A 20985-nucleotide genomic window follows, 5' to 3' on the forward strand; every position below is an offset into this window, starting at 1 on the left:
AACACCATGACCACCGAGCTGAGCCCCGACGCCCTGTCCGGGCTCCTCGACCGGGCCCGTCAGGACTACCAGGACCTGGCGGGACTCGGACTCTCGCTCGACCTCACCCGGGGCAAGCCGGCTCCCGAGCAGCTCGACCTCTCCGAGGACCTGCTGAGCCTGCCGGGCGGGCGGCACACCTCCGCCGACGGCGTGGACGTACGAAACTACGGCGGGCTCCAGGGGCTGCCCGAGCTCCGGGAGATCTTCGCCGGGGTGCTCCAGGTGCCGGCCGGCCAGCTCCTCGCGGCCGGGAACTCCAGCCTTGAGCTGATGCACGACTGCCTGGTGCACGCCCTGCTGAGCGTGGTGCCGGGCGCCGGGTCGCGCTGGGTGGACCAGGAGCGGATCGCGTTCCTGTGTCCGGTGCCCGGCTACGACCGGCACTTCGCTCTCTGCGAGCGGTTCGGGATCGACATGATCCCGGTCCCGATGACCGCCGACGGCCCGGACATGGACACCGTGGAGCGGCTCGTCGCCGAGGACCCGGCGATCAAGGGCATCTGGTGCGTGCCGAAGTACAGCAACCCGGACGGCGTCTGCTACAGCGACGCGACCGTGGCCCGGCTCGCCGCCATGGACACCGCCGCTCCCGACTTCCGGATCTTCTGGGACAACGCCTACGCCGCCCACCACCTCACCGACGAGCCCGTCGAGATCGCCGATCTGCTCGGCGCCTGCGCCGAGGCCGGGAACCCGGACCGGGCGTTCGTGTTCGGCTCCACGTCGAAGATCACCGCGGCGGGCGCGGGCGTCGCGTTCTTCGGCTCCTCGCCCGCGAACCTCCAGTGGCTGCTCGGCAACAACGCCAAGCGTTCGATCGGCCCGGACAAGGTGAACCAGCTGCGGCACGTCATGTTCCTGCGGGACGCCGACGGGGTGCGGGGCCACATGGAGCGCCAGCGCGCCCTGCTCCAGCCCAAGTTCGAGGTGGTGGCCCGGATCCTGGACGCCGAGCTCGGCGGGACCGGGCTCGCGGCCTGGACCTCGCCCAAGGGCGGGTACTTCGTCACCCTGGAGGTGCCGGACGGCTGCGCCAAGGAGGTCGTGCGCCGCGCCGCCGAGGCGGGCATCGTGCTGACCCCGGCCGGCGCCACCCACCCGTACGGCGACGACCCGCGCGACGCAGTCATCCGGATCGCGCCCAGCTACCCGGGGCTCGCGGAGCTGGAGCAGGCGATCGCGGGGCTCGCCGTCTGCGTCAGGCTCGTGGGTTACGAGCAGCGGGCCCGTTAGGGTCTTTGGCCCCACCTTGCGTCAACTCTCACCGAATCCCTTCCCGTTCGGGTGATGTGAGGCATTTGCTGAGGATCTTGGAACGGCCTGGGCAGTCTCCAGGGACCGATTCCGGGAGGGTAAGCAGTGGGACTGTCACGCGAGTACGGGCGCGCCATCAGCGAAGGACCGACACCGGCCGACGCCGCGGGCGCGCCCGCCCTGCCCTGTCCGAGCGGCTGGTCCGCGCTGGCGTTCTCCGAGGAGCTGCGGCCGGGCACGGTCCTCACCCGGCCCCTGGCGGGTCAGGACGTGGTGCTGTACCGGCTCGGTACGGGGGCGGTCCGCGCCATCCGTCCGTACTGCCCGCACCTGGGCGCCCATCTGGGACTGGCCAGGGTCGACGGGGACGATCTCGTCTGCCCCTTCCACTTCTTCGCGTTCGGTCCGGACGGCACATGCGTGCGCACCGGCTACGACACGAAGCCGCCGAAGTCGCCGTTGTCGCAGCTGCCGGTCCTGGAGGTCAACGGCGCGGTGTTCGTCTGGCGGCATCACGACGGCCGGGCTCCGGACTGGACCATTCCCGCCTGGCACGAGATCGGTCACCGGCCCGCCCGCAGCGCCGCCTGGGAGCTGGCCGGCAATGTCCAGGAAGTCATCGAGAACTCGGTGGACCTCGGGCATTTCGCCACCCTGCACGGCTGGGCCAGGGCCGAGATCGGCGGGCCCGTGGTCTACGACGACGCCTCGTTCCACGTGTCCATGCGGGCCCACGAGTCGGCGCCGCTCCTGGGCGACTTCGTCGTCGACGTGGAAGTGGACGGGTACGGACTCGGCTGTCTGCACGCCGATGTCCACACCCCCCGGCTGGGCCTGCGGATGTGCACGATGGTGCTGCCGACGGCCATCGCGCCCAACCGGATGCAGTTCCGGCAGCGCAACCGCATCGCGTTCGCCGAGCCGTCCCGGCTCCCGGCCCCCCTCGCCCGTGCGGTGAGCCGGACCGCGGCCAGGGTCCTGGACCGCGCCGTCTTCCGGTCCAGTTGCGAGTTCACCGCCGCGGACTTCCCGATCTGGAACCACAAGCAGTACCAGCAGCCACCCCGGCTCGCCCCCGGCGACGGCCCGATCGGCCCGTTCCGTCGCTGGGCCCGGCGGTTCTACCCGCCGGCATCCGAGTAGCCGGGCCCGCGCGCCCGCCTGGCATCACGGGGCACCCGCTCAGGGCGCCCCCGCGACGCCCGCCACCCGCAGGGCGTGGACGACATCCCGCTCCCTGGCGGGCGAGACCGCCCGGGCCACGGCCAGCAGTCGCGGTACGAGTCGGTGCGGATCGCCCGCCGCGACCCGCACCACATCCTGCGGAGTCCGTACGCGGACGAAGGCGTCCAGCAACGCTTCCGCCTGCGCCCCCCGGCCCGCTCGCTCCAGGGCCACCGCCGCGTCGGCGATCTCCCCGGGCGGTCTCGCCACACCCTGGCGCAGCAGCCGGCCGCAGTCGCCGGGGCGCCCCGCGGCGTGCAACGCCGCAGCGAACGAGGCCAGTTGGGCGGGCGGCAGCGAGGAGGCCTCCCACAGCAGGGTCGCCCAGTCCGCGTCGAGGCCGGTGCGGTGCAGTTCGTCGGCGAGTACCGGCAGCCGCTCGGCGGGCCAGCGGGTCGCCTCGCAGAGCACGGCGTGCGCCTCACCGCTGCGGCCCGCGGCCCGTAGCCGGACCAGTCGCTCGACGGCCCGTGCGGCGGCCCGGCGGGTCTCCGGGTCCGGGGGTGCGGCACGGGTAGTGGCCCCGGAGGACGTGTCGCCCCGGGCCGTGGCGGCGGCGAAGCGCGCTCCGCGCGGCGCGGCGGCGGTGGTGGGCTGGAGGGGCGGGGCGGGGGCCGGCAGGACGGGCGCGTCGTCGGCGTCATCCATGTCGAGCCCCGCGAACCGGGCACCACGCGGCTTCCGGCGCCCGGGGGCGGGCTGCCGATGGCCGGAAGGCGGCGCATCCGGGCCGCGCGGCGGCGGCCCGCCCTCCCCTGCCCGATCCACCGCTTCGGGCGCCACCGGCACCTCCGGCACACCTGGCGCCGCTGACACCTCCGGCACCGCCGTCGCCACCGCGGCCAGCCGTAGGCGCAGCTCCGAGCAGCGGGCCGTGGCACGTTCGTGGTCGTCCCTGGCCCGAGCAACCGCCTCCGCGTCCGCGTCCGGGATCACCGCACCGCGCGCACCGGCGTCGCGGAGGCGCCGGGCCGCGTTCGCCTGCTCCCGCCGCATCAGCTCCAGCCGCTCGACGAGCACCTGCCGCCCGCCCGGCCGACGGTCATGGGCGGCCACCGAGGAGGAGTACAGGGCGGCGGCCCGTACCGACTCGCGCTGGGCGGACGCCGCGCCGCGCAGGACCGCCAGATCCTGGAGGAGCGACTCCATCACGTCCCAGGGCGGAATCTCCGCACCGTCGAGACAGGCGTGCATCCCGGCAGGATCGCTTCGGCAGAAGATTCCGTACCAGCCGCTCCCGGGGTCGAGCAGTGTCACGAGATCCCGTAGGTAGCGAGTGAACTCCCGTACTTCCCAACCATCTTGACGCACTGTCATCTCTGCCCTCGCCGACGCCGGCCGGTGCCTTCCGGTCCGCAGGCATTCGACATCAGCCGTGTTACGGCACGGCTACGCGCACTTTTCGACCGCGCTGCGGTCGAAGCACGGCCCCGCGCGCCGTCGGGACCGCCGCTACCCCGCCAGCGGCACCACGTCCGGCTCCGGAGCGCAGCGGGCGAGGATCTCGTCCATCGAGAGTCCGAGCGCCCCGGCCAGCGCGGCGACCGTGAAGAAGGCGGGGGTGGGGGCGCGGCCCGTCTCGATCTTGCGCAGCGTCTCGGCGGAGATTCCGGCGCTCGCCGCGATCTCGACCATGCTGCGCCCGCCGCGTGCCTCACGCAGCAGCACGCCGAGGCGCTCGCCGCGGCGGCGCTCTTCCGGGGTCAGGGGCGTTCGTACCATGCCGTCATTCTAATACCGCTGCGACCGGTATAGTAATTGGCATGGTGAAGCTCAAGACAGACACATCCATCGAAGCGATGCGCGAGACCGGCCGGGTCGTGGCCCAGTTGCTGACCGCCGTACGCGAAGCGGCAGGGGTCGGCGTCTCGCTGCGCGAGCTGGACGAGGTGGCCCGCGGCGTGCTGCGTGACGCCGGCGCCGGATCGCCGTTCCTGAACTACCGGCCACATTTCGCGCCCACCCCCTTCCCCGCCGTGATCTGCGCGTCGGTCAACGACGCGATCGTGCACGGCATCCCGACCGACCAGCGACTGAACGACGGCGATCTGGTGAGCATCGACGCGGGCGCGACGCTGGGCGGCTGGGCCGGCGACTCGGCGATCAGCTTCGTCGTCGGGCGCGCCCGGCCCGCCGACACCCGGCTCGTCGAGACGGCCTTCGAGGCGCTGGAGGCAGGCATCGCCGCGGCGGTCGTCGGCAATCGGATCGGCGACATCGCGCATGCGATCGGCACGGTCTGCCGCAGTGCGGGATACGGCATTCCGGAGGGGTTCGGGGGCCATGGCATCGGCCGGTCGATGCACGAGGACCCGGCCGTCCCCAACGAGGGACGACCGGGTCGCGGCATGCCGTTGCGGCACGGGATGGTGCTGGCGATCGAGCCGATGCTGATCGGCGGCGGCAACGACGTCTTCCACCCGGACCGGGACGGCTGGACGCTGCGCACGTCCGACGGCAGCCGTGCAGCGCATGCCGAGCACACGGTGGCGATCACCGACGACGGCCCGCGCATCCTGACCGCGCTGTGACCGCCCCCGACCCGCCGGAAAGGCCCTAGTTGTTCTGGATGAACTGCTTGGCGAGGGCGTCGCCCGCGGTGACGGCGGCACTGTGGCTCTCGATCGGAGACACCTTGGAGTTCTTGAACAGGATGTACGTGACGCCGGACTCCGCACCGCCGGTCTCCGGATCCGGATCGATGCCGAGGGCCTTGGCGGTGGCGTACGACGCCTCACCGATGATCTTGTTGGGGCCGGTGTCACCGACGACCGCGTACTCGACCTTGTTGTTGTAGATGACGGCGACGACGCCACCGCCCTTGATTCCCGCATCGCCGTAGTTCCAGATGCTGCTGACGCTCGGGACGACGACGTACGGCAGCTTCTCGGCGTTCAGGGGTTTTCCGGCGGAGGTCTCGAACGCCGTCCCGTTCTGGAACCAGGGGTCGGTGTCCTCGTTGCAGGCGGCGGTGATCTCGCCGTCGCAGTCGATGTCCATGTCGGCCTTCCAGAACACGGCTCCGTTCTTGCCGCAGACCGGAATGGTCGCCGAAGTCTCCTCGTCCGTACGGTACTTGCCGTTGGATATCTGCGAACACGAGGTGACCTTGGCCAGCAGGTCGGCCGCGCTGACCGAGCCCTCCTGGAGGCCCGCTCCGGACGGGGCCGAACCGGCGTGGGCGGCCGGGGTCAGGGTGACGGTCGCGAGCAGTGCGGCGCCGGAGGCGGCGGCGAGGGCGAGCGTTCGAGTACGCACAGTGGGGGGTGCCCTTCCATTAGGAAACTTTCCTTACCGACGCGCACAACATGGCCCCGGGCAGGCACCTCCGTCAAGACCGCGGGGCTGGTTCCCAGTGAATGCTCACCAGGAACCAGCCCCACACAGACCACTATTGACGCTCCGTCACCTTTGCGCCCGAAGGACATCCACCGTCACGGGCGTCCGCTCGGCCGCACGACCATCGCCGAGCCACCGCCCCGGCGCACCTTCTCCGCGGCCGCCAGCCACCGGCCGTCAGGCAGCCGCTGCACACCTGTCGCCGCCCCGATCTCCGGGTTGAGCTTGAAGGCGTGCCCCAGCGACTCCAGTTCCGCCCGGACCGGGCTGTTCCACAGCCCCGGTTCGAGCTCCGTCGTCGCCGAGTTGCGCTGGCTGGCGCGCGGCGCAGCGATGGCGTCGACCAGCGGGAGCCCACGGTCGACCGTGCCGATGAGCGACTGGAGCACGGTCGTGATGATCGTGGCACCACCGGGCGACCCCAGCGCCAGCACCGGCTCGCCGTGCTTCAGCACGATCGTCGGCGAGATGGACGAGCGCGGGCGCTTGCCCGGACCTGGCAGGTTCGGGTCGTGGACGGCGGGGTTGGCGGGCGCGAACGAGAAGTCCGTCAGCTCGTTGTTGAGCAGGAAGCCACGCCCCGGCACGGTGATCCCGCTGCCGCCGGTCTGCTCGATCGTCAGGGTGTACGCGACGACGTTGCCCCACTTGTCGGCCGCGGTCAGGTGGGTGGTGTTCTCCCCCTCGTACGTCGTCGGCGCGGCCGTTCCCCCGGCCTCGCAGTCGGCCGGGTGCATCGGGTCGCCCGGCGCGAGCGGGCTGGTCAGCACCGCGTCGTCCTTGATCAGGCACTCCCGCGCGTCGGCGAACCGCTGGTCGAGCAGCTGCCGCGTCGGGACGTCCTCGAACGCCGGGTCGCCCACCCAGCGCCCGCGGTCCGCGAAGGCTATCCGGCTCGCCTCAATGTAGCGGTGCAGATACCGTGCCTCGCTCGCCTTCGAAAGGTCGGTGGACTCAAGGATGTTGAGCGCCTCGCCGACGCTGGTGCCGCCGGACGAGGAGGGTGCCATGCCGTACACGTCGAGGCCGCGGTAGCCGGTCTTCGTCGGCGCCTGCCGCAGCGCCCGGTAGGACCGCAGGTCCTTCGCGGTGAGGTCGCCGGGCCGCACCACCCGGGTGGCCGCCGGGTCGACGGGCGGGTTTCGGACCGTCCGTACGATGTCGTCGGCCAGCTCGCCCCGGTACAGCTCGTCGACGCCCTTGCGCCCCACCTCTTCGTAGGTGCGCGCAAGGTCGGAATTCTTGAACACGGAGCCGACCACCGGCAGTTGACCGCCGGGAAGGAAGAGCTCCCGGGTCGCCGGGAAGTCGGCGAACCTGGCCTGGTTGCCTTCGGTCTGCGAGCGGAAGGTGCTGTCGACGACGAAGCCGTCCCTGGCGAGCCGCTCGGCCGGCTTCAGCACCTGCCGCAGCGACTTGCTGCCCCAGGCGTCGAGCGCGGTGTCCCAGGTGGCCGGGGTGCCCGGGGTACCGACGGCCAGTCCGCTGGTGACGGCCTGATCGAAGGCGAGCGGTTTGCCGTTCTCCAGGAACAGCGAGGAGTCCGCGCTGCGCGGCGCGGTCTCCCGACCGTCGATCGTCTCCACGGTGCCTCTCCTGGCGTCGTAGTAGACGAAGTAGCCACCCCCGCCGAGCCCCGCCGAGTAGGGCTCGGTCACACCGAGCGCCGCCGCGGTCGCCACCGCGGCGTCCACCGCGTTGCCACCCTTGCGGAGCACCTCGATACCGGCGGCCGACGCGTCCGCGTCGACACTGGCGACCGCCCCTCCGTAGCCCACCGCGACAGGCGACTTGGGCGGTGGGGCCGACGGTGGCGCGGACGACGACGGGGCCGCCGCCCCTATGGTGACGACAGCGGCGAGAACAGCCGACAACGACACATTCCGCGCAACGGAACGTCGCATGCGCACCTCCAGTGCTGGATCGTCCGCGCAGGGTAACGCCGCGCCGCCCGCCCCGTCAGGTCCCCCGTGAAGCCGGGGCCGAATGCCCGCTAACATGCCCGCCCATGACTGACGACGTACGCAATGTCCTGCTGGGCGTGATAGCCGCCGGCATCAGTGCCTCCCTGGGCTGGATCGCCCGCACCTATCTCTGGCGCCGCAAACTCCGCCGCAAGCAGGCCTTCTTCGGCCTGCCGGGCAACTCCGAGTGCCTGCTCGTCGTCAACCGCGACGCGAGCGGCGACGGCTCGGTCCACCGCCACGACGTCTTCGCCCTGCTCGAACTCTCCGCACTGATCAAGGACTGCTCGGCACACGCGCAGATCCTTTCCCACGACATCGCACAGCAGGGCATCGGCGAGCGCACCGAGTTCTGTGTCGGCGGCCCGGTATCCAACCGCCGGATGGCCGCCCACCTTCACTCCCTGCTGCCCGGAGTGAAGGTGAACACCGACCCCGAACCCGGCCCCGACCGCAACGCCTTCCAGATCGGCTCGGAGCGCTACCGGGTCGAGAAGGGGGTCGCCGAGTACGTGATTCTCGCCCGTCTGACGGCCGGTCAGGAGGCCCGGCCGGTCTTCCTGTTCTGCGGGCAACAGGCGATCACCAACCAGGCCGCCTCCCGCTACCTGGCCCGCAACTACGAGAAACTGGCCCGCAAACACGGCAACAACACCTTCTGCCTGCTCCTGAAGGTGGTCAACTCGCAGGCGTACGGCCCCGATGTGGTGGAACTCGTCTCCGACGTGACCCGCGCCGCACAGACCCCCGTACCAGCCCCCCGCAACTCGCACCGGGCAACCGGCTGAGCCCCCCGCCGCCCCGCTCAGGCCCGCCGCAGCCGCCACTGCCCTGCCGCCAGCACGGCGCTCACCTCCCGTAGCCGGAGCGGCCGCGCCAGCAGCGCCACCGTGAGCAGCAGCACGAGGGTGCCCACGCCCACCGCCACGAAGTCCCCGTACCCCGTGCAGGCCCGCGCGGCGAAGAACCCGAGCAGACCTGCGGGCACGGCCGCCACCACCAGCCGGAACTGTGCCCACAGCGCGGGCGAGCGCAGCGGTGCGGCCGCGCCGCCACCGACCCTGCGGTGCAGCACGTACGCGGTGGCTGCGAAGCCGGCGAACAGCGCGACGGAGTAGGCGCCGGCCATCCCCGTGACGGCCCAGCGGACCGGCAGCAGCAGATACGCGGCGGCCGAGAGCCCGGCGTTGAGCGCCGCGATCACCAGGTTGAGGAAGAACGGTGTGCGGGTGTCGCCCATCGCGTAGAACGCCCGGGAGAGCACGTACTGCCCCGAGTAGGCGATGAGTCCGGGCGCGAACGCCATCAGCATGCCGGCCATCGCGTCGATGTCCGCGTCGTCCGTGCGCCCGTACCCGTACACCGCTCCCATCACCCACGGCGCCAGCGCGAACAGCAGGGCCACCGCGGGCACCACGACCGCCGCCGAGGTGCGCAGGGCGTACGAGACGTCGCGCCGCAGGCCGGACAGGTCGCCGTCGGCCGCCGCCCGGCTCATCCGGGGCATCAGCGCGGTGACGAGCGAGACGGTCACGATGCCGTGCGGGACCACCCACAGCTGAAAGGCGTAGCTGTACGCGGTGTAGCCGACGCCGCCCGCCAGCTCCATGTCGTCGGCGCGCTGGCCGACGGTGGTGGAGAGGCGGGTCACCACCCAGTAGGCGATCTGGTTGGTCAGCACGAGCGTGACCAGCCAGCCGGCCGCGCGCAGCGGCCGGGTGAGGCCGCTGCCCCGCCAGTCGAACCGGGGCCGCCAGCGGAATTCCGCGGCGCGCAGCGCGGGCACCAGGGCGAGCGTCTGGATGACGATCCCGGCCGTCGTGCCCCAGCCGAGCAGCCGGGCCTGGTCCGCGGTCAGCGAGCCGTCGGAGCCGGCCGCGATGCTCAGATGGAGTCCGAACACACCGATGATCACCAGGTTGTTGAGGACCGGGGTCCACATCATCGCGCCGAACCGGCCCCGGGCGTTCAGCACTTGCCCGAGGAGGGTGAACAGTCCGTAGAAGAGGATCTGCGGCAGGCAGTAGCGGGCCAGGGCGACGGTCACTTCCGCCTGTCGGCCGTGGTAGCCGGGGGCATAGACCGAGACGATCCACGGGGCGGCGAGGACCGTGAGGCCGGTGAGGGCGATCAGGCCGATGGTGCAGACGGTGAGCAGCCGGTCGGTGTACGCGGCTCCGCCGTCGGCGTGGTTCTTCGCCGCGCGCACCAGTTCGGGGACGAAGACGGCGTTGAGCGCGCCGCCGATGAGCAGGGTGTAGAGGATGTTGGGCACGGTGTTGGCGACGTTGTAGCCGTCGGCCTGGAGCCCGGTGCCGAGTGCGGCGACGACGACCGCCGAGCGTATGAAGCCGGTCGCCCGGGAGACGACGGATCCGGCTGCCATCACGGCGCCGTTGTGCAGCACCGAGCGGGGTTTGTGTTCCGCGGCCGTCGTGGTGGTCGCTTCGGCGGCGGTCACCGGCGGGCCAGGTGCGCCCGGTACGACGTGTTGTCCGTTGTTCTGCCCACCGATGTCTCCCACTCGCGGTCGTCGGGGTCAAGGGGTGGAGGGTACCCCGCGCCGGGGATCGCACCGGACGTCACGGCAATCCGCGGTGGAGCCGGCGACGACGCATGCGAACGGACGGCGACCGTTGCACTGAGGCGCATGTCACACAGGGCATTTCCGGTTTTCGGGTGATTTGCGGAACCTGACGTCGGATGTGCCCCTCTCCCTCGGCGAGAAGCAATGCCTTGGAGGTTTTTCCGTTGATCGCTGCACGTCGGCCCGTACGCCGCACCGCTCCGCCCGGCCGCCCGGTCCGGCTCGCCCTGGTCGCCGGTACCGCGGCGCTCGGCGCCATGCTCACCGCCTGCTCCGGTGCCGCCGCCTCGGACCCGGAGTCGGACAAGGGCGGCGCGGCAGCGTCCTCGGAGGCCAGGATCTCGGTGAACCTGCGGGGCGCCCAGGCCGCCCCGGGCACGCCGGTGAAGGTGACGCTCGGCACCGGGGAGCTCAAGACGGTCACGGTGCGCGCGGACGGGGGCGAGGCGCTCACCGGCCGGATATCCGCCGACGGCAGGACGTGGACGTCGGACCGGGCGGCCGCCCCAGGCACCACGTACGACGTCGTGGCGAAGAACACCGAGGGTGGCAGTGGCAGGGCCGGCTTCACGACCGCCGCCGCCGACAAGGTCAACAAGCTGACGCTGGCACCCGGCAAGAACACCACCGTCGGCGTCGCCCAGCCGCTGTCGGTGGTCTTCGACAACCCGGTGAAGGACAGGGCGGCGGTGGAGAAGGCCCTGAAGGTCTCCACCTCGAACAACACCGAGGGCTCCTGGGGCTGGCTGCAGGACTACTCCGGCAAGGACCGCGTCGACTGGCGGCCCAAGGAGTACTGGAAGTCCGGTACGAAGGTCACGCTCGACGCCGATCTCAACGGCATCGACTCGGGCCCGTCCGGCGGCTGGTTCGTACGCGACTACCGGACAGCCTTCACGATCGGCGCCGACCAGGTGGTCAAGGTCGACCTGGACAGCCACCGGCTGGCGCTGAAGCGGGACGGGAAGACCGTCATGGACGTACCCATGTCGGCCGGCACCCCCGGCGGCGAGAAGGCGTCCTGGCGCGGGACCGCCGTGCTGATGTCGAAGGAGGGCACGATCAACATGCGCTCCGAGACGGTCGGTCTCGGCGACGCCTACGACAAGATGGTCGACTCGTCGATGCGGCTGACCTGGTCGGGGATGTACGCCCACGCGGCGCCGTGGAACGCGGGCTACTTCGGGGTGGCCAACCGCAGTTCGGGCTGTGTCGGGATGAGCGACGCCGACGCCGGCGCGCTGTACGGGCAGGTGCGGGTCGGCGACCCGTTCGAGATCACCGGCGCCGACGCCAAGGGCACGGTCGCGGAGGGCAACGGGTACGGGGCCTGGAACGTGTCGTGGGCCGACTGGCAGGCGAAGAGCGCGCTGTAGCGCTCCCCCGCCGAACGCCCCGAGCCCAGCGGCCCCGAGCGCCTGGAGTTCCGGCCGGGCGACCACGCCACGGCGGCGGCCACCGAGCTGCTCGGCCTGCCCGACGGCACCTGGACCGACGCGCAACAAGGAGAGCGGCACCTTCGTCGCACATCTACACGACGAAGGGCCGCTCGGACTCGGCAAGCTGGTCAGCAACGCCCCCTATACCTTCCACGGACGGACGCCGGGCCGGCCGTACCCCGTGGACCTGGAGCTGTTCTCCACCGCCCACGACGTTCCGGCCGGTCACCGTCTCACCCTGGTGGTCGACACCGTCGACCCCCTCTGCATCGAGCACGACCCGACCGGATCGCAGCTGACCTTCTCCTCGTACCCGGCGGACCCGTCGTACGTGTCCGTGCCGTTGCGCGTGAAGTGATCACCGACTGCTGCCGGGTGGGCACCGCTCTGCTGGAACCGCTTGGCGGCGGCCCCGGCTACTGCACTCCCGGCAGCAGCGTTCCTGGTTCGGCCGGTGCGATCTTCACGGCCTTCATCTTCGGATTGCGCCGTTCCCGCTTGGCCACCCAGGTCGCGAACCAGGAGAGCAGCATGCACATCCCGATGTAGATCGGCGAGATCACCATCACCACCGGGATGAAGGGAAGATCGTAGTCGAGGTTGGACGCGATGAGCTTGCCCGCGTGGAGGAACTCCTCGTAGGTGATCAGATAGCCGAGCGAGGTGTCCTTCAGTGCCACGACCAGCTGGCTGATGATGGTGGGCAGCATGGCGCGCACCGCCTGCGGGGCCAGTACGAACGTGGTGACCTGTGTCTTGCGCAGACCCAGGGCGTACGCCGCCTCGGACTGGCCGCGCTCCACCGAGACGATCCCGGTACGGAACACCTCGGCGAGCACCGAGCCGTTGTACAGGGTCAGACCGGTGACCAGGGCGGGCAGCGGCTGCACCTTCAGCGCCACGAAGATGAAGAAGATCATCACCAGTACGGGCATGGCCCGGAAGAACTCCACCAGCAGCGTCGCGATCCAGCGCACCGGCCGGTGGTCGGAGAGCCGGCCCACCGCGAGGACCGCACCGAGCAGGAGCGAGAGCACCGCGGCGTACGCGAACGCCTTGAGGGTGTTGCCCAGTCCGCGCAGCAGCAGTTCCTGAATTCCCTTGTACGTGAAGGGCGTCCACTTGGCACTGGTGAACTGCTCGGTGTCGAAGAGCAGATAGACGACCCAGCCCAGCAGGGCGAGGATCAGGGCCGTCGAGACGATCCCGTACAGGAGATGGCGCTTGCGGGTCGCCGGGCCCGGGATGTCGTAGAGCGCGGTGGCGGACGGCGCGGTGCGGGTGGTCATCGGGCGACTCCCCAGCGCTTCTCCATCACGTTGAAGAGCGCACTGATGGACAGGGTGATGATCAGGTAGCCGACGGCGATCCAGACGAAGGTCCAGATGATGCTGTAGCCCAGCTCGTTGAGGGTCTTGTAGGTGCCGAGCAGTTCGGTGACGCTGAACGCCCCGGCGATCGCCGAGTTCTTGGCGAGGGCGATGAGCGTGGAGCCGACCGGCGGGATCACCGACCGGAACGCCTGCGGCAGCACCACGGTGTTCAGCGTCTGGCCGAACGTCATGCCGAGGCTGCGGGCCGCCTCCCCCTGCCCCGTCGGCACGGTGTTGATGCCCGAGCGCAGCACCTCGCAGATGAACGCGGAGGTGTAGCAGCCGAGCGCGAGGACCGCGAAGACCTCGAAGGGGAGGACCAGGCCGAAGCGCGGCAGTCCGAGCAGCACCGCGAAGAAGAGCAGGGTCAGCGGGGTGTTGCGCAGCACCATCACCCAGACCGTGCCGAGCACCCGCAGCGAGCCGACGGGGGCCACCCGGAAGGAGGCCATGATGAAGCCGAGGACCAGGGCCAGGATCGAGGAGTAGACGGTCAGTTCGACCGTGCCCAGGAAACCCTTGCCGTAGAGCGAGAAATTCTCGGTGAGTACGTCCATGGTCGATGCCCGCCCTCTCAGGTGGCCGGGTAGCGGTCGATGGGCGGCGGCGTCGGCGCGGGCACCCCGGACAGACCGAGCGTGGCCTCGAACGCCTTCTTCCAGTTGCCGTTCTTCTCGTTCGCCTCCAGGGCGTCGTTCAGGGCGAACCGCAACGCGTTGTCGCTGCGCGGGACGCCGATGCCGTACGGCTCCTGGGAGAACGGCTTGCCCACGACCTTCATCTCCTTGGGCGCCTTGGCCGCGAAGCCCAGCAGGATGGCGTCGTCGGTGGTGACGGCGTCGACCTGGTAGGTCAGCAGGTTGTCGACGCAGATCGAGTACGTGTCGTAGGCGACCAGGATCGCCTTCGGGTAGTCGGCGGCGATGCGCTGGTACGGGGTCGACCCGGCCGCCGAGCAGACCGTCTTGCCGGCCAGGTCCTGCGGGCCGTTGATGTCGTGCTCGTCGGTGCGGACGAGGAGGCCCTGTCCGGCCATGTAGTAGGGACCGGCGAAGCCGACGAGTTTCTTGCGCATGTCGTTGATGGTGTAGGTGCCGACGTAGTAGTCGATCTGCCCGTTCTGCAGCGCCGTCTCGCGGTTGGCGGAGGCGATGGTCTTGAACTGGATCGTCTTCGGGTCGAAGCCGAGCGAGGCCGCCATCATCTTGGCGATCTCGATGTCGAAGCCGGAGTAGACGCCGGTGGCCGGGTCCTTCTCGCCCAGGTAGGGCTGGTCCTCCTTGGCCCCGACCCGGAGGTAGCCGCGCTTCTTCGCCTTCGTCCAGGTCGGCGAGGCGGGCAGCCGGAAGGCGGTGTCGACCTTGTAGACCGGCAGTTGCTCGGGCTTGGGGCCCTTCACCGGCGGGCTGCCCTCCTTGCCGCAGGCGGCGGCGAGCACGGCCAGCAGGAGGCCGGCGCAGGCGGCCAGAACTCTTCTCGTACGCAACACGGAGCTCCCCGTCAGTGCTTGAGGATCTTGGACAGGAAGTCCTTGGCGCGGTCGCTCTCGGGAGCGGTGAAGAACGCGTCGGGAGTGCGGTCCTCGACGATGCGTCCGTCGGCCATGAAGACCACGCGGTTCGCGGCGGAGCGGGCGAAGCCCATCTCGTGGGTGACGACGACCATCGTCATGCCTTCCCGGGCGAGTTGCTGCATGACCTCCAGCACCTCGTTGATCATCTCCGGGTCGAGCGCCGAGGTGGGCTCGTCGAAGAGCAGTGCCTTGGGGTCCATGGCGAGGGCGCGGGCGATGGCCACGCGCTGCTGCTGGCCGCCGGAGAGCTGGGCGGGGAACTTGTCGGCCTGCGAGGCCAGTCCGACCCGCTCCAGCAGTTCACGGGAGCGCTGGTCCGCCTCGCCCTTCTTCCGCTTGCGGACCTTGAGCTGGGCGAGCGAGACATTGGCCAGCACCGTGCGGTGCGCGAACAGGTTGAACGACTGGAAGACCATGCCCACTTCGGCCCGGAGCTGGGCCAGCCCCTTCCCCTCCTCGGGGAGAGGTCTGCCGTCGATCGCGATATGACCGGACTCGATCGTCTCCAGCCGGTTGATGGTCCGGCAGAGGGTCGATTTGCCGGAGCCGGAGGGGCCGATGACCACCACCACCTCCCCGCGGCCGACGGTGAGATTGATGTTCTGCAGTACGTGCAACTGTCCGTAGTACTTGTTGACGTCCCGCAGCTCGATCAACGGATCGACGGCCATACGCTGCCCTACCCACTTTTCGCTGTGTCGAGGTCAGCGCAAACTATCCAGCCTGAAAAGGGACTTCGCCGCCGACACGCACAAATGGGGCATAAGGCTTCTTATCCAATTGTCATGTGATCTCTTACCTCTCGGCCGACTCCGAATAGACCTGGGAGAGCTCGGGGCTGCCCGCCATCGCCCAGTCCAGCCCGGCCTCGACCACGTCGATCTCCCGCCCGGAGGCGAGCCGCACCACGGGCTGCCCGCTCGGCCGGATGCTCCAGACCGCGCCGGGGACGTTCCGCACCAGGACCGTCCCGAGGTACAGCCCCGCGTCGTTGCCCAGCCAGGGCAGCTCCTCGGGGTCGTCCCGCCAGCGCGGCGGCAACTGGTCCAGGGCCACCAACGAGGCCGGACTGTCGTCGAGTTCGAGCCCGCGCTGCCCCGCTCGGACACGCAGCAGCTCGCATTCGGCGAGGAGCTCGGCCACACCGTCGGGATCGGCCGCGACGGCGGCGGCGAGCCCCGCCCCCCGCGCACCGTCGTGACGCTTACGCCAGTTGTCCAAGAAAGGGATGTTCATGATCACATCCCCTTGAGTGCGCAACCGCCGAACACAGGCCCCACCTGGGCGGCAGCCAGCCCGAGCGGCAGCGAATTGTTAGCCCCGGTTAGCGTCAGTTGGCTCACGTTCACCATGATCATCTCCCACTCGACTCCCACCGTCCCCCACCAGGTCAACGTGGCACAGTGCGACCATCAGCCCACCATGACACAAAACCGGCCCCGGGTCGCTGCACCTTGGGGGGTGTGGACTGCGACCCGAGACCGGCAATGTGACCAACGATGGAGGGGGCTCCACGATGATCACCCGTTCGCGTGAACATATGTTCGAACACCGACGGTACATCCAGCCTGCGGCATATGCCATGAAGCCGCAGGGCTGCCAGTCGCCTCTGGCGCACTCTGCGTCGAATGGCGGTCGCTCTACTGACAGCAGGGCCCGGCCCACACCTCGGTGTCCGGGACATGCGCGCCCTGCTGATCGCGGACGATGCCGGCGCTGATCGCGCCGGCGCTCAAGGGCCGGTTGCACCAGATGCAGGCGCGGCCCTGAGCCTGCGCCCACGTCAGCCTTCCAGGATCGGGCAGCGGCCAGGATGCCCGCCGATCGGCCATGGCCGTCATAGCGGCTGCCCCCTGTTCGCGGCCGGCGCAGGCCGCGGCGTCCGAACAGGCCCGCGAGAACCAACTGTAGGCGGCGCCGTTAGCAGGCCGGGCCCGCTTCTCGCCGAGGTCTCTGTCCTCGCCTACGGTGAGAGCAGTCCTGCACCAGACGCAGGACCACCCACGCTGCTGCTGCTCCGTCAGTTCACCGACTGGCGGTAAGTCCCTCACGGTCATGGCGTCCCCAGCTCTCGTCGATCTGCTGTGACTGCAAGGTAGGTCGGGGTACAACGGGGGTGGGCACGCAAAGTGCGTGCCCTGTTCGGGGAGTGCTCCATGGAGACTGGGCGCATCGGCCGCCGCATCGCCTACTGGCGAGAGCGCCGCGCCTTCACGCAAGCGGACTTCGGCCGAATGATGGGGCAGACACGCAGGTGGGTGCAGGATCTGGAAGGCGGACAGCGCCAACAGGACCCCCCGCTTATCCGTGCTTGTACGCGCGGCCGAGGTCCTGCGTATCCCCTTGGAGCAGCTACTGATGAACGGGCCTCCTGAGCCGCCCTCGGCGACCGCGCCGCCTGTCGAGGTGCTCGCCGTCATCGATGTCCTGTACCGCAACGATGACGAGGACGGGGATCCCCCGCCGCTTGCGGAGCTGCGACGTCGACTCACCTACTGCTGCGAGGCGTTCCATGCCTGCCACTACGGGGCACTCGGCCGGGCCCTGCCCGCGCTGATCGTCAAGGCCAGGCAATCCGCCGCGCGGGCCGGCGCCGAAGCCAGCGAGGCCCACGCCCTGCTGTCGCGGGTCCTGCAACTGACCGCGTCCTTCCTTCATGAGTACGGTCCAGCAACAGCCGTGCAGGCCACGGTGGTTGCAGACCGAGCCCTGGCCGCGGCGGAGCGCTCCGGCGACGCGGTCGCGATCGGTGCGGCGTCGCGGCGGGTAGCAAAGTCGCTCACCTACCAGCAGCAGCCGCGCGCGGCCGCGGATTTCGCCATAGGGGCGGCGCGGCGCCTGTCCACGGAGCTGGAGGCGCGCGGGCCGTTGGGGCTGTCGACCCTCGGCATGCCGTACCTGAACGCGGCGATCGCAGCCGCATCCCTGGACCGGTCAACGGCCGCAGTTCGGCAAGCCAGTGAACACGTTGACGAGGCTGCCGAGGTGGCTGACCAGCAGGGTGCCGACCTCGACGAGGACTACACGATGTTCGGGCCGACGAACGTAAGTCTCCACCGGGTGGATGTGCTGACCAGGTTCGAGGACGGGTGGTCGGCGATCGAAGCCGCGGATGGGCTGGAGAGCGAAGCCCTGTATGGGCTGTCGAAAGAGCGGCAGGCCCAGCACCTCATCACGATGGCACGCGCTCAGCTCTTGACACGACAGAAGGAGACCGCTGCCGAATCGCTGGTCGAAGCGGCGCGGCTGGCCCCGGAAGAGGTCATCGGCCGGCAGTCCACGGTCGACCTCGTAGCCGACGTGGTTGGAGCGACCCCAGTTCCCGGCGGGGACTTGCGCCGCCTGGCCGAGCAATGTGGACTCCCCGCATGACGAAGCGAGCCCTCTACCTCATTGCCTGCGCGGCCGGGCCGACCCAGCGCATCGACGAGGGCGTCCGGCAGGCACAGGCCCGCGCTTCCCCGACGGGCCTGACGGGTACCAGTCGCACCCTCCGAAGCAGGGCAACCCGCAGGCCTTCCCCTGGCATCTCGCCCTGGACGCCGTCGACACGATTGTCAGTCCCGCCCCGTAGCCTGTTCTCATGTCGATCACCTCTTCGCCTGCCACCCCTGTGCGCTCCCCCGCCGCCGTGAACGCGGACATCCGCGCGCTGTGGGCGGCCGGCCCGCTGTCGCCGGAGGGTGAGGCGGAGTATCAGCGGCTGCTGGTGGAATGGGAAGCCGCAGTCCGGGCGGATGTCGTCACAGCGGCCTGACCTGCGCGGCTCCGTTCGATTGTCAGTGCTGCCGTTTACGATCCGGCCGTGGCAATCGATATCCCTGAAGCTCTGATCGTGCTGGACGTTCCGCCATGGAGGAGCAGCGCAAGGCCCTCGCCGAGCCGTGCGCGAAGGAGGGGTGGGCGGCCTGGCATGAGGCGGCGGCGACGTTCCAGGCTGCGGTGACCGAGCACGCCGAGGCGGCCGGGGTGCCCCGGGTCGAGCTGGAGACGGCCGTGAAGAAGGCTGCGCTGCATCCAGATCCGAAAGACGACAGCTGACGCACGTCCGCCCCTCCCCCGGGCGCTGTTCCGGGTGAGGGGCAGTCTCGTAGCTGCGCCCAGCCATAGGCGCGAATGTGATGAGTTCACGGTACTGGGCCGGTATGACAACCGGGGCGGCCCGCCGCGACGGGGGTGACACGGCGGGCCGCGGCCAGTGTGGCAGGGGCGGGCGAAGTTCGCGGAGGTCCAGGAAGGATCTAGAATCGAACATACGCTCGATAGTCCGTCGCGCCTGGTCATGCTGCGCTTCCTCAGGAGAGTGCAGGAGCAGCAGCTCGCCCAGACCGACCGGTGGATCGCCGATGAGGAACGGCGTGAAGCTGAGCGGCAGCAGGGTGAGGAGCGGCGGCCACCCACCCCGGACTGGGTGATGGAGCTCAGCATCGGCGTCGGCGCCCGTTCCGTGTCCCTTTCCCGCGCTGCTCGACGGTCTGAACCGTCTGGCCCGCCCTCGGACCGCCGACCGCCTTGTGTCTCCACTTCTCTGCCCATACTCCATGCGGGTGGTGTGGGCTCTGGGGCGTCACCGTCGAAGAGGGACGGCGTCAGGGGGGACGTCATGGCTCGGGCCTGACCGCCGACCGCTGAGCCTGCGGAATTGAGCAGACTTCTGCTCAAGATGCTGGAGAGGGCATGTGCTATTAACGTGATGCCTGTGAGAGTCGCAACCGGGGCACGCCTCGGGCGGCAAGATTCCGGAAGGACCGGAACCAATGAGCGGCGAGACGTGCTCCCGCTTGGAGCTGTGACCTCTGCGAACCGCACCGTATGCCTTGCATGCGCTGTGGCCACCCGCCTTCGATCTTCGGTGGCGGAAGGAAAGGTAGAGACTCATGCGAGCACCTCATATCAAGCGTTCCCTCGCTGTAGCCGCCGCCGGTGTGATGCTGGCTGGTGGCGCCGCCGTTGGTGCCGGAGGGGCAGCTGCTGCCGCCCCTGCCCACGCGACCTCCGCGGCTAGCCACTCCTACGACCAGTGCGGCTGGTGGGATGACTGCGACGGGTACGGCTACGGATACGGCAACGGGTACGGCTACGGGTACGGCAACGGGTACGGATACGGCAACGGGTACGGGTACGGGTACGACAACGGCTACGGCCGCGTAGCCATTGTCGTGGTGGGCGTACCCGGTGGCTACGGCGGATACTGAGCCAACTCGGGGAGAGGATCGACCCCGAGGTCGGGGTCTCGTGGCACTGCCCAGACAGCCTCTGCAATCAGGCCGACGGATTCTGGATCGAGAGCCGCTGACGCGCATGCCCCCACCGCCGAACGGTGGGGGCATGCAACACGGAGCTACTCGGTCGCCTCGGCAGGTTGCAGCCCTTCGGACTTCCTGGCGTCATGGGCGCTCAAACGCCTGGCAGATGGCGCCGACACCGGGGTTCTTGCCCTTGTTCTTCCCGTCGGCGATCCGCAGGTGCGACTGGATCTGCCTAATGGTGAAGCCCTTGTCGCGGAGGGCGGCGGCCTGGATCGTGAGGGTCTCCGTCATTACCCGCTTGCGGCCGAGCTGCTTGCCGGACATTCTGGCAGCGTCGAGGCCGTTCTTCGTCTTGCGGCTGATGTCCTTGCGGCGCTCCCCTGCGAGCAGCATGGCCAGCTTGAGCATCATGTCTGCCTGCGGGTCGTGTTTCGCGTGCTCCTCGGGGTAGTGGTCGTCGGCGCCGATGCCCTTGAGGACGCGCAGCGGGATGCCCTGTTGGCCAAGGTGCCCCATGAGGAGCAGGCCGTCGAGGAGGTTGCGGCCGAGGCGGTCGACTTCTTGCACGCAGAGCATGTCGCCCTCGCGCATCCGGTCCAGGGCCTTGGAGAGTTCGGGGCGCTTGTCGTGGCTGATCCTGCCGCTGATCTTCTCCTCGAAGATGCGGATACATCCGGCATCTTCGAGGTCGAGCCGCTGTCGCCGTGATTGATGGGCGGCACGCCACCGCCAGCGATCAGTAACGCACCCAGCACACATCGGAAGTGGACCGGGCTCCGATGTGTGCGACGGCTATCCGACCCTGAGGGCCCATGCCTGCTGGAAGCCGTGTGTTCCGCCGAATCGTGTGGCAAGTTGGCGCAGTGCGGCGAGGCGTCGTTGCGACCCCCCGCTGGCCCCGGACCTGACAGGAAGTGCTCGCAGGGGTCGACGATCCACTG

21 protein-coding genes and 1 pseudogene are annotated in these 20985 nt (G+C 69.9%); 11 read left to right on the forward strand and 11 right to left on the reverse strand.

Annotated features, from left to right (window positions below):
• Positions 1–6: 6 nt before the first annotated feature.
• Both OG842_RS07130 and OG842_RS07135 read left to right on the forward strand, forming a co-directional pair.
• Positions 7–1275 (forward strand): aminotransferase, encoded by a 1269-nt coding sequence (locus OG842_RS07130; protein ID WP_266728528.1) that lies wholly within the window; start codon positions 7–9, stop codon positions 1273–1275.
• A 126-nt stretch (positions 1276–1401) separates the two neighbouring features.
• Entirely contained in the window at positions 1402–2439 is a 1038-nt protein-coding gene (locus OG842_RS07135; RefSeq protein ID WP_266728529.1) for a Rieske 2Fe-2S domain-containing protein, read from the forward strand.
• Positions 2440–2478: 39 nt separating this feature from the next.
• Here the strand turns inward: OG842_RS07135 and OG842_RS07140 are convergent, their stop codons facing one another.
• Together OG842_RS07140 and OG842_RS07145 are read right to left on the reverse strand one after the other, a co-directional pair.
• Complete coding sequence (locus OG842_RS07140) at positions 2479–3837, reverse strand: hypothetical protein (protein ID WP_266728531.1); 1359 nt, start codon at positions 3835–3837, stop codon at positions 2479–2481.
• Positions 3838–3972: 135 nt separating this feature from the next.
• Positions 3973–4242, reverse strand: coding sequence for a helix-turn-helix domain-containing protein (locus OG842_RS07145; RefSeq protein WP_266429042.1), 270 nt, complete (start codon positions 4240–4242; stop codon positions 3973–3975).
• 41 nt (positions 4243–4283) lie between these two features.
• Here OG842_RS07145 and map point away from each other — a divergent pair, with 41 nt between their 5' ends.
• Positions 4284–5051: a type I methionyl aminopeptidase gene (gene map, locus OG842_RS07150; protein ID WP_266728532.1), complete on the forward strand. Its 768-nt coding sequence runs from the start codon at positions 4284–4286 to the stop codon at positions 5049–5051.
• 25 nt (positions 5052–5076) lie between these two features.
• Here the strand turns inward: map and OG842_RS07155 are convergent, their stop codons facing one another.
• Together OG842_RS07155 and ggt are read right to left on the reverse strand one after the other, a co-directional pair.
• A complete protein-coding gene (locus OG842_RS07155; RefSeq protein WP_266728533.1) occupies positions 5077–5778 on the reverse strand; it encodes a glycoside hydrolase family 75 protein in 702 nt (233 codons plus the stop codon).
• A gap of 176 nt (positions 5779–5954) precedes the next feature.
• Entirely contained in the window at positions 5955–7763 is a 1809-nt protein-coding gene (gene ggt, locus OG842_RS07160; protein WP_266728534.1) for a gamma-glutamyltransferase, read from the reverse strand.
• A gap of 104 nt (positions 7764–7867) precedes the next feature.
• Between ggt and OG842_RS07165 the strand changes: the two genes are divergently transcribed.
• Positions 7868–8611 (forward strand): hypothetical protein, encoded by a 744-nt coding sequence (locus OG842_RS07165; protein ID WP_266728535.1) that lies wholly within the window; start codon positions 7868–7870, stop codon positions 8609–8611.
• A gap of 17 nt (positions 8612–8628) precedes the next feature.
• Here the strand turns inward: OG842_RS07165 and murJ are convergent, their stop codons facing one another.
• Positions 8629–10284, reverse strand: coding sequence for a murein biosynthesis integral membrane protein MurJ (gene murJ, locus OG842_RS07170; protein WP_266728536.1), 1656 nt, complete (start codon positions 10282–10284; stop codon positions 8629–8631).
• Positions 10285–10574: 290 nt separating this feature from the next.
• Between murJ and OG842_RS07175 the strand changes: the two genes are divergently transcribed.
• Together OG842_RS07175 and OG842_RS07180 are read left to right on the forward strand one after the other, a co-directional pair.
• Complete coding sequence (locus tag OG842_RS07175; protein ID WP_266728538.1) at positions 10575–11786, forward strand: L,D-transpeptidase; 1212 nt, start codon at positions 10575–10577, stop codon at positions 11784–11786.
• Between the two features lie 127 nt (positions 11787–11913).
• Positions 11914–12207: pseudogene (locus OG842_RS07180) on the forward strand (CocE/NonD family hydrolase C-terminal non-catalytic domain-containing protein); the annotation flags it as partial.
• A 58-nt stretch (positions 12208–12265) separates the two neighbouring features.
• On the opposite strand, the gene OG842_RS07185 reads toward OG842_RS07180, so the two are convergent.
• From OG842_RS07185 to OG842_RS07205, 5 genes are all read right to left on the reverse strand, one after another.
• The gene (locus OG842_RS07185; protein ID WP_266728540.1) at positions 12266–13138 is read right to left on the reverse strand and encodes an amino acid ABC transporter permease; all 873 of its coding nucleotides are present in this window, start codon (positions 13136–13138) and stop codon (positions 12266–12268) included.
• Positions 13135–13779, reverse strand: a complete 645-nt coding sequence (locus OG842_RS07190) for an amino acid ABC transporter permease (protein WP_266728542.1) — start codon at positions 13777–13779, stop codon at positions 13135–13137. The genes OG842_RS07185 and OG842_RS07190 overlap by 4 nt, the downstream gene beginning before the upstream one ends.
• A 17-nt stretch (positions 13780–13796) precedes the next feature.
• Positions 13797–14708 carry a glutamate ABC transporter substrate-binding protein gene (locus tag OG842_RS07195; RefSeq protein WP_266728543.1) on the reverse strand — a complete coding sequence of 304 codons (912 nt, stop codon included), beginning with the start codon at positions 14706–14708 and terminating at the stop codon, positions 13797–13799.
• Between the two features lie 14 nt (positions 14709–14722).
• A complete protein-coding gene (locus OG842_RS07200; protein WP_266728545.1) occupies positions 14723–15466 on the reverse strand; it encodes an amino acid ABC transporter ATP-binding protein in 744 nt (247 codons plus the stop codon).
• A 124-nt stretch (positions 15467–15590) separates the two neighbouring features.
• On the reverse strand, positions 15591–16031 hold the full coding sequence (locus tag OG842_RS07205; protein WP_266728547.1) for a DUF6278 family protein: 441 nt from the start codon (positions 16029–16031) through the stop codon (positions 15591–15593).
• Between the two features lie 920 nt (positions 16032–16951).
• Here OG842_RS07205 and OG842_RS07210 point away from each other — a divergent pair.
• The 5 genes from OG842_RS07210 to OG842_RS07230 all read left to right on the forward strand — a co-directional run bounded on the left by OG842_RS07210 (position 16952) and on the right by OG842_RS07230 (position 19990).
• Entirely contained in the window at positions 16952–17170 is a 219-nt protein-coding gene (locus OG842_RS07210) for a helix-turn-helix transcriptional regulator (RefSeq protein WP_323185707.1), read from the forward strand.
• Positions 17139–18167 carry a DNA-binding protein gene (locus OG842_RS07215; RefSeq protein WP_328512702.1) on the forward strand — a complete coding sequence of 343 codons (1029 nt, stop codon included), beginning with the start codon at positions 17139–17141 and terminating at the stop codon, positions 18165–18167. Before OG842_RS07210 ends, OG842_RS07215 begins: the two co-directional genes overlap by 32 nt.
• A gap of 211 nt (positions 18168–18378) precedes the next feature.
• The gene (locus OG842_RS07220; RefSeq protein WP_266728551.1) at positions 18379–18552 is read left to right on the forward strand and encodes a hypothetical protein; all 174 of its coding nucleotides are present in this window, start codon (positions 18379–18381) and stop codon (positions 18550–18552) included.
• 95 nt (positions 18553–18647) lie between these two features.
• Complete coding sequence (locus OG842_RS07225) at positions 18648–18836, forward strand: hypothetical protein (RefSeq protein WP_266728552.1); 189 nt, start codon at positions 18648–18650, stop codon at positions 18834–18836.
• Between the two features lie 836 nt (positions 18837–19672).
• Complete coding sequence (locus OG842_RS07230; RefSeq protein WP_266728554.1) at positions 19673–19990, forward strand: hypothetical protein; 318 nt, start codon at positions 19673–19675, stop codon at positions 19988–19990.
• Between the two features lie 192 nt (positions 19991–20182).
• On the opposite strand, the gene OG842_RS07235 is transcribed toward OG842_RS07230, so the two are convergent.
• Positions 20183–20803 (reverse strand): recombinase family protein, encoded by a 621-nt coding sequence (locus OG842_RS07235; RefSeq protein WP_266728556.1) that lies wholly within the window; start codon positions 20801–20803, stop codon positions 20183–20185.
• Positions 20804–20985 lie beyond the last annotated feature (182 nt).

The sequence above is a fragment of the Streptomyces sp. NBC_00376 genome, from assembly GCF_036077095.1.
GTDB lineage: Bacteria > Actinomycetota > Actinomycetes > Streptomycetales > Streptomycetaceae > Streptomyces.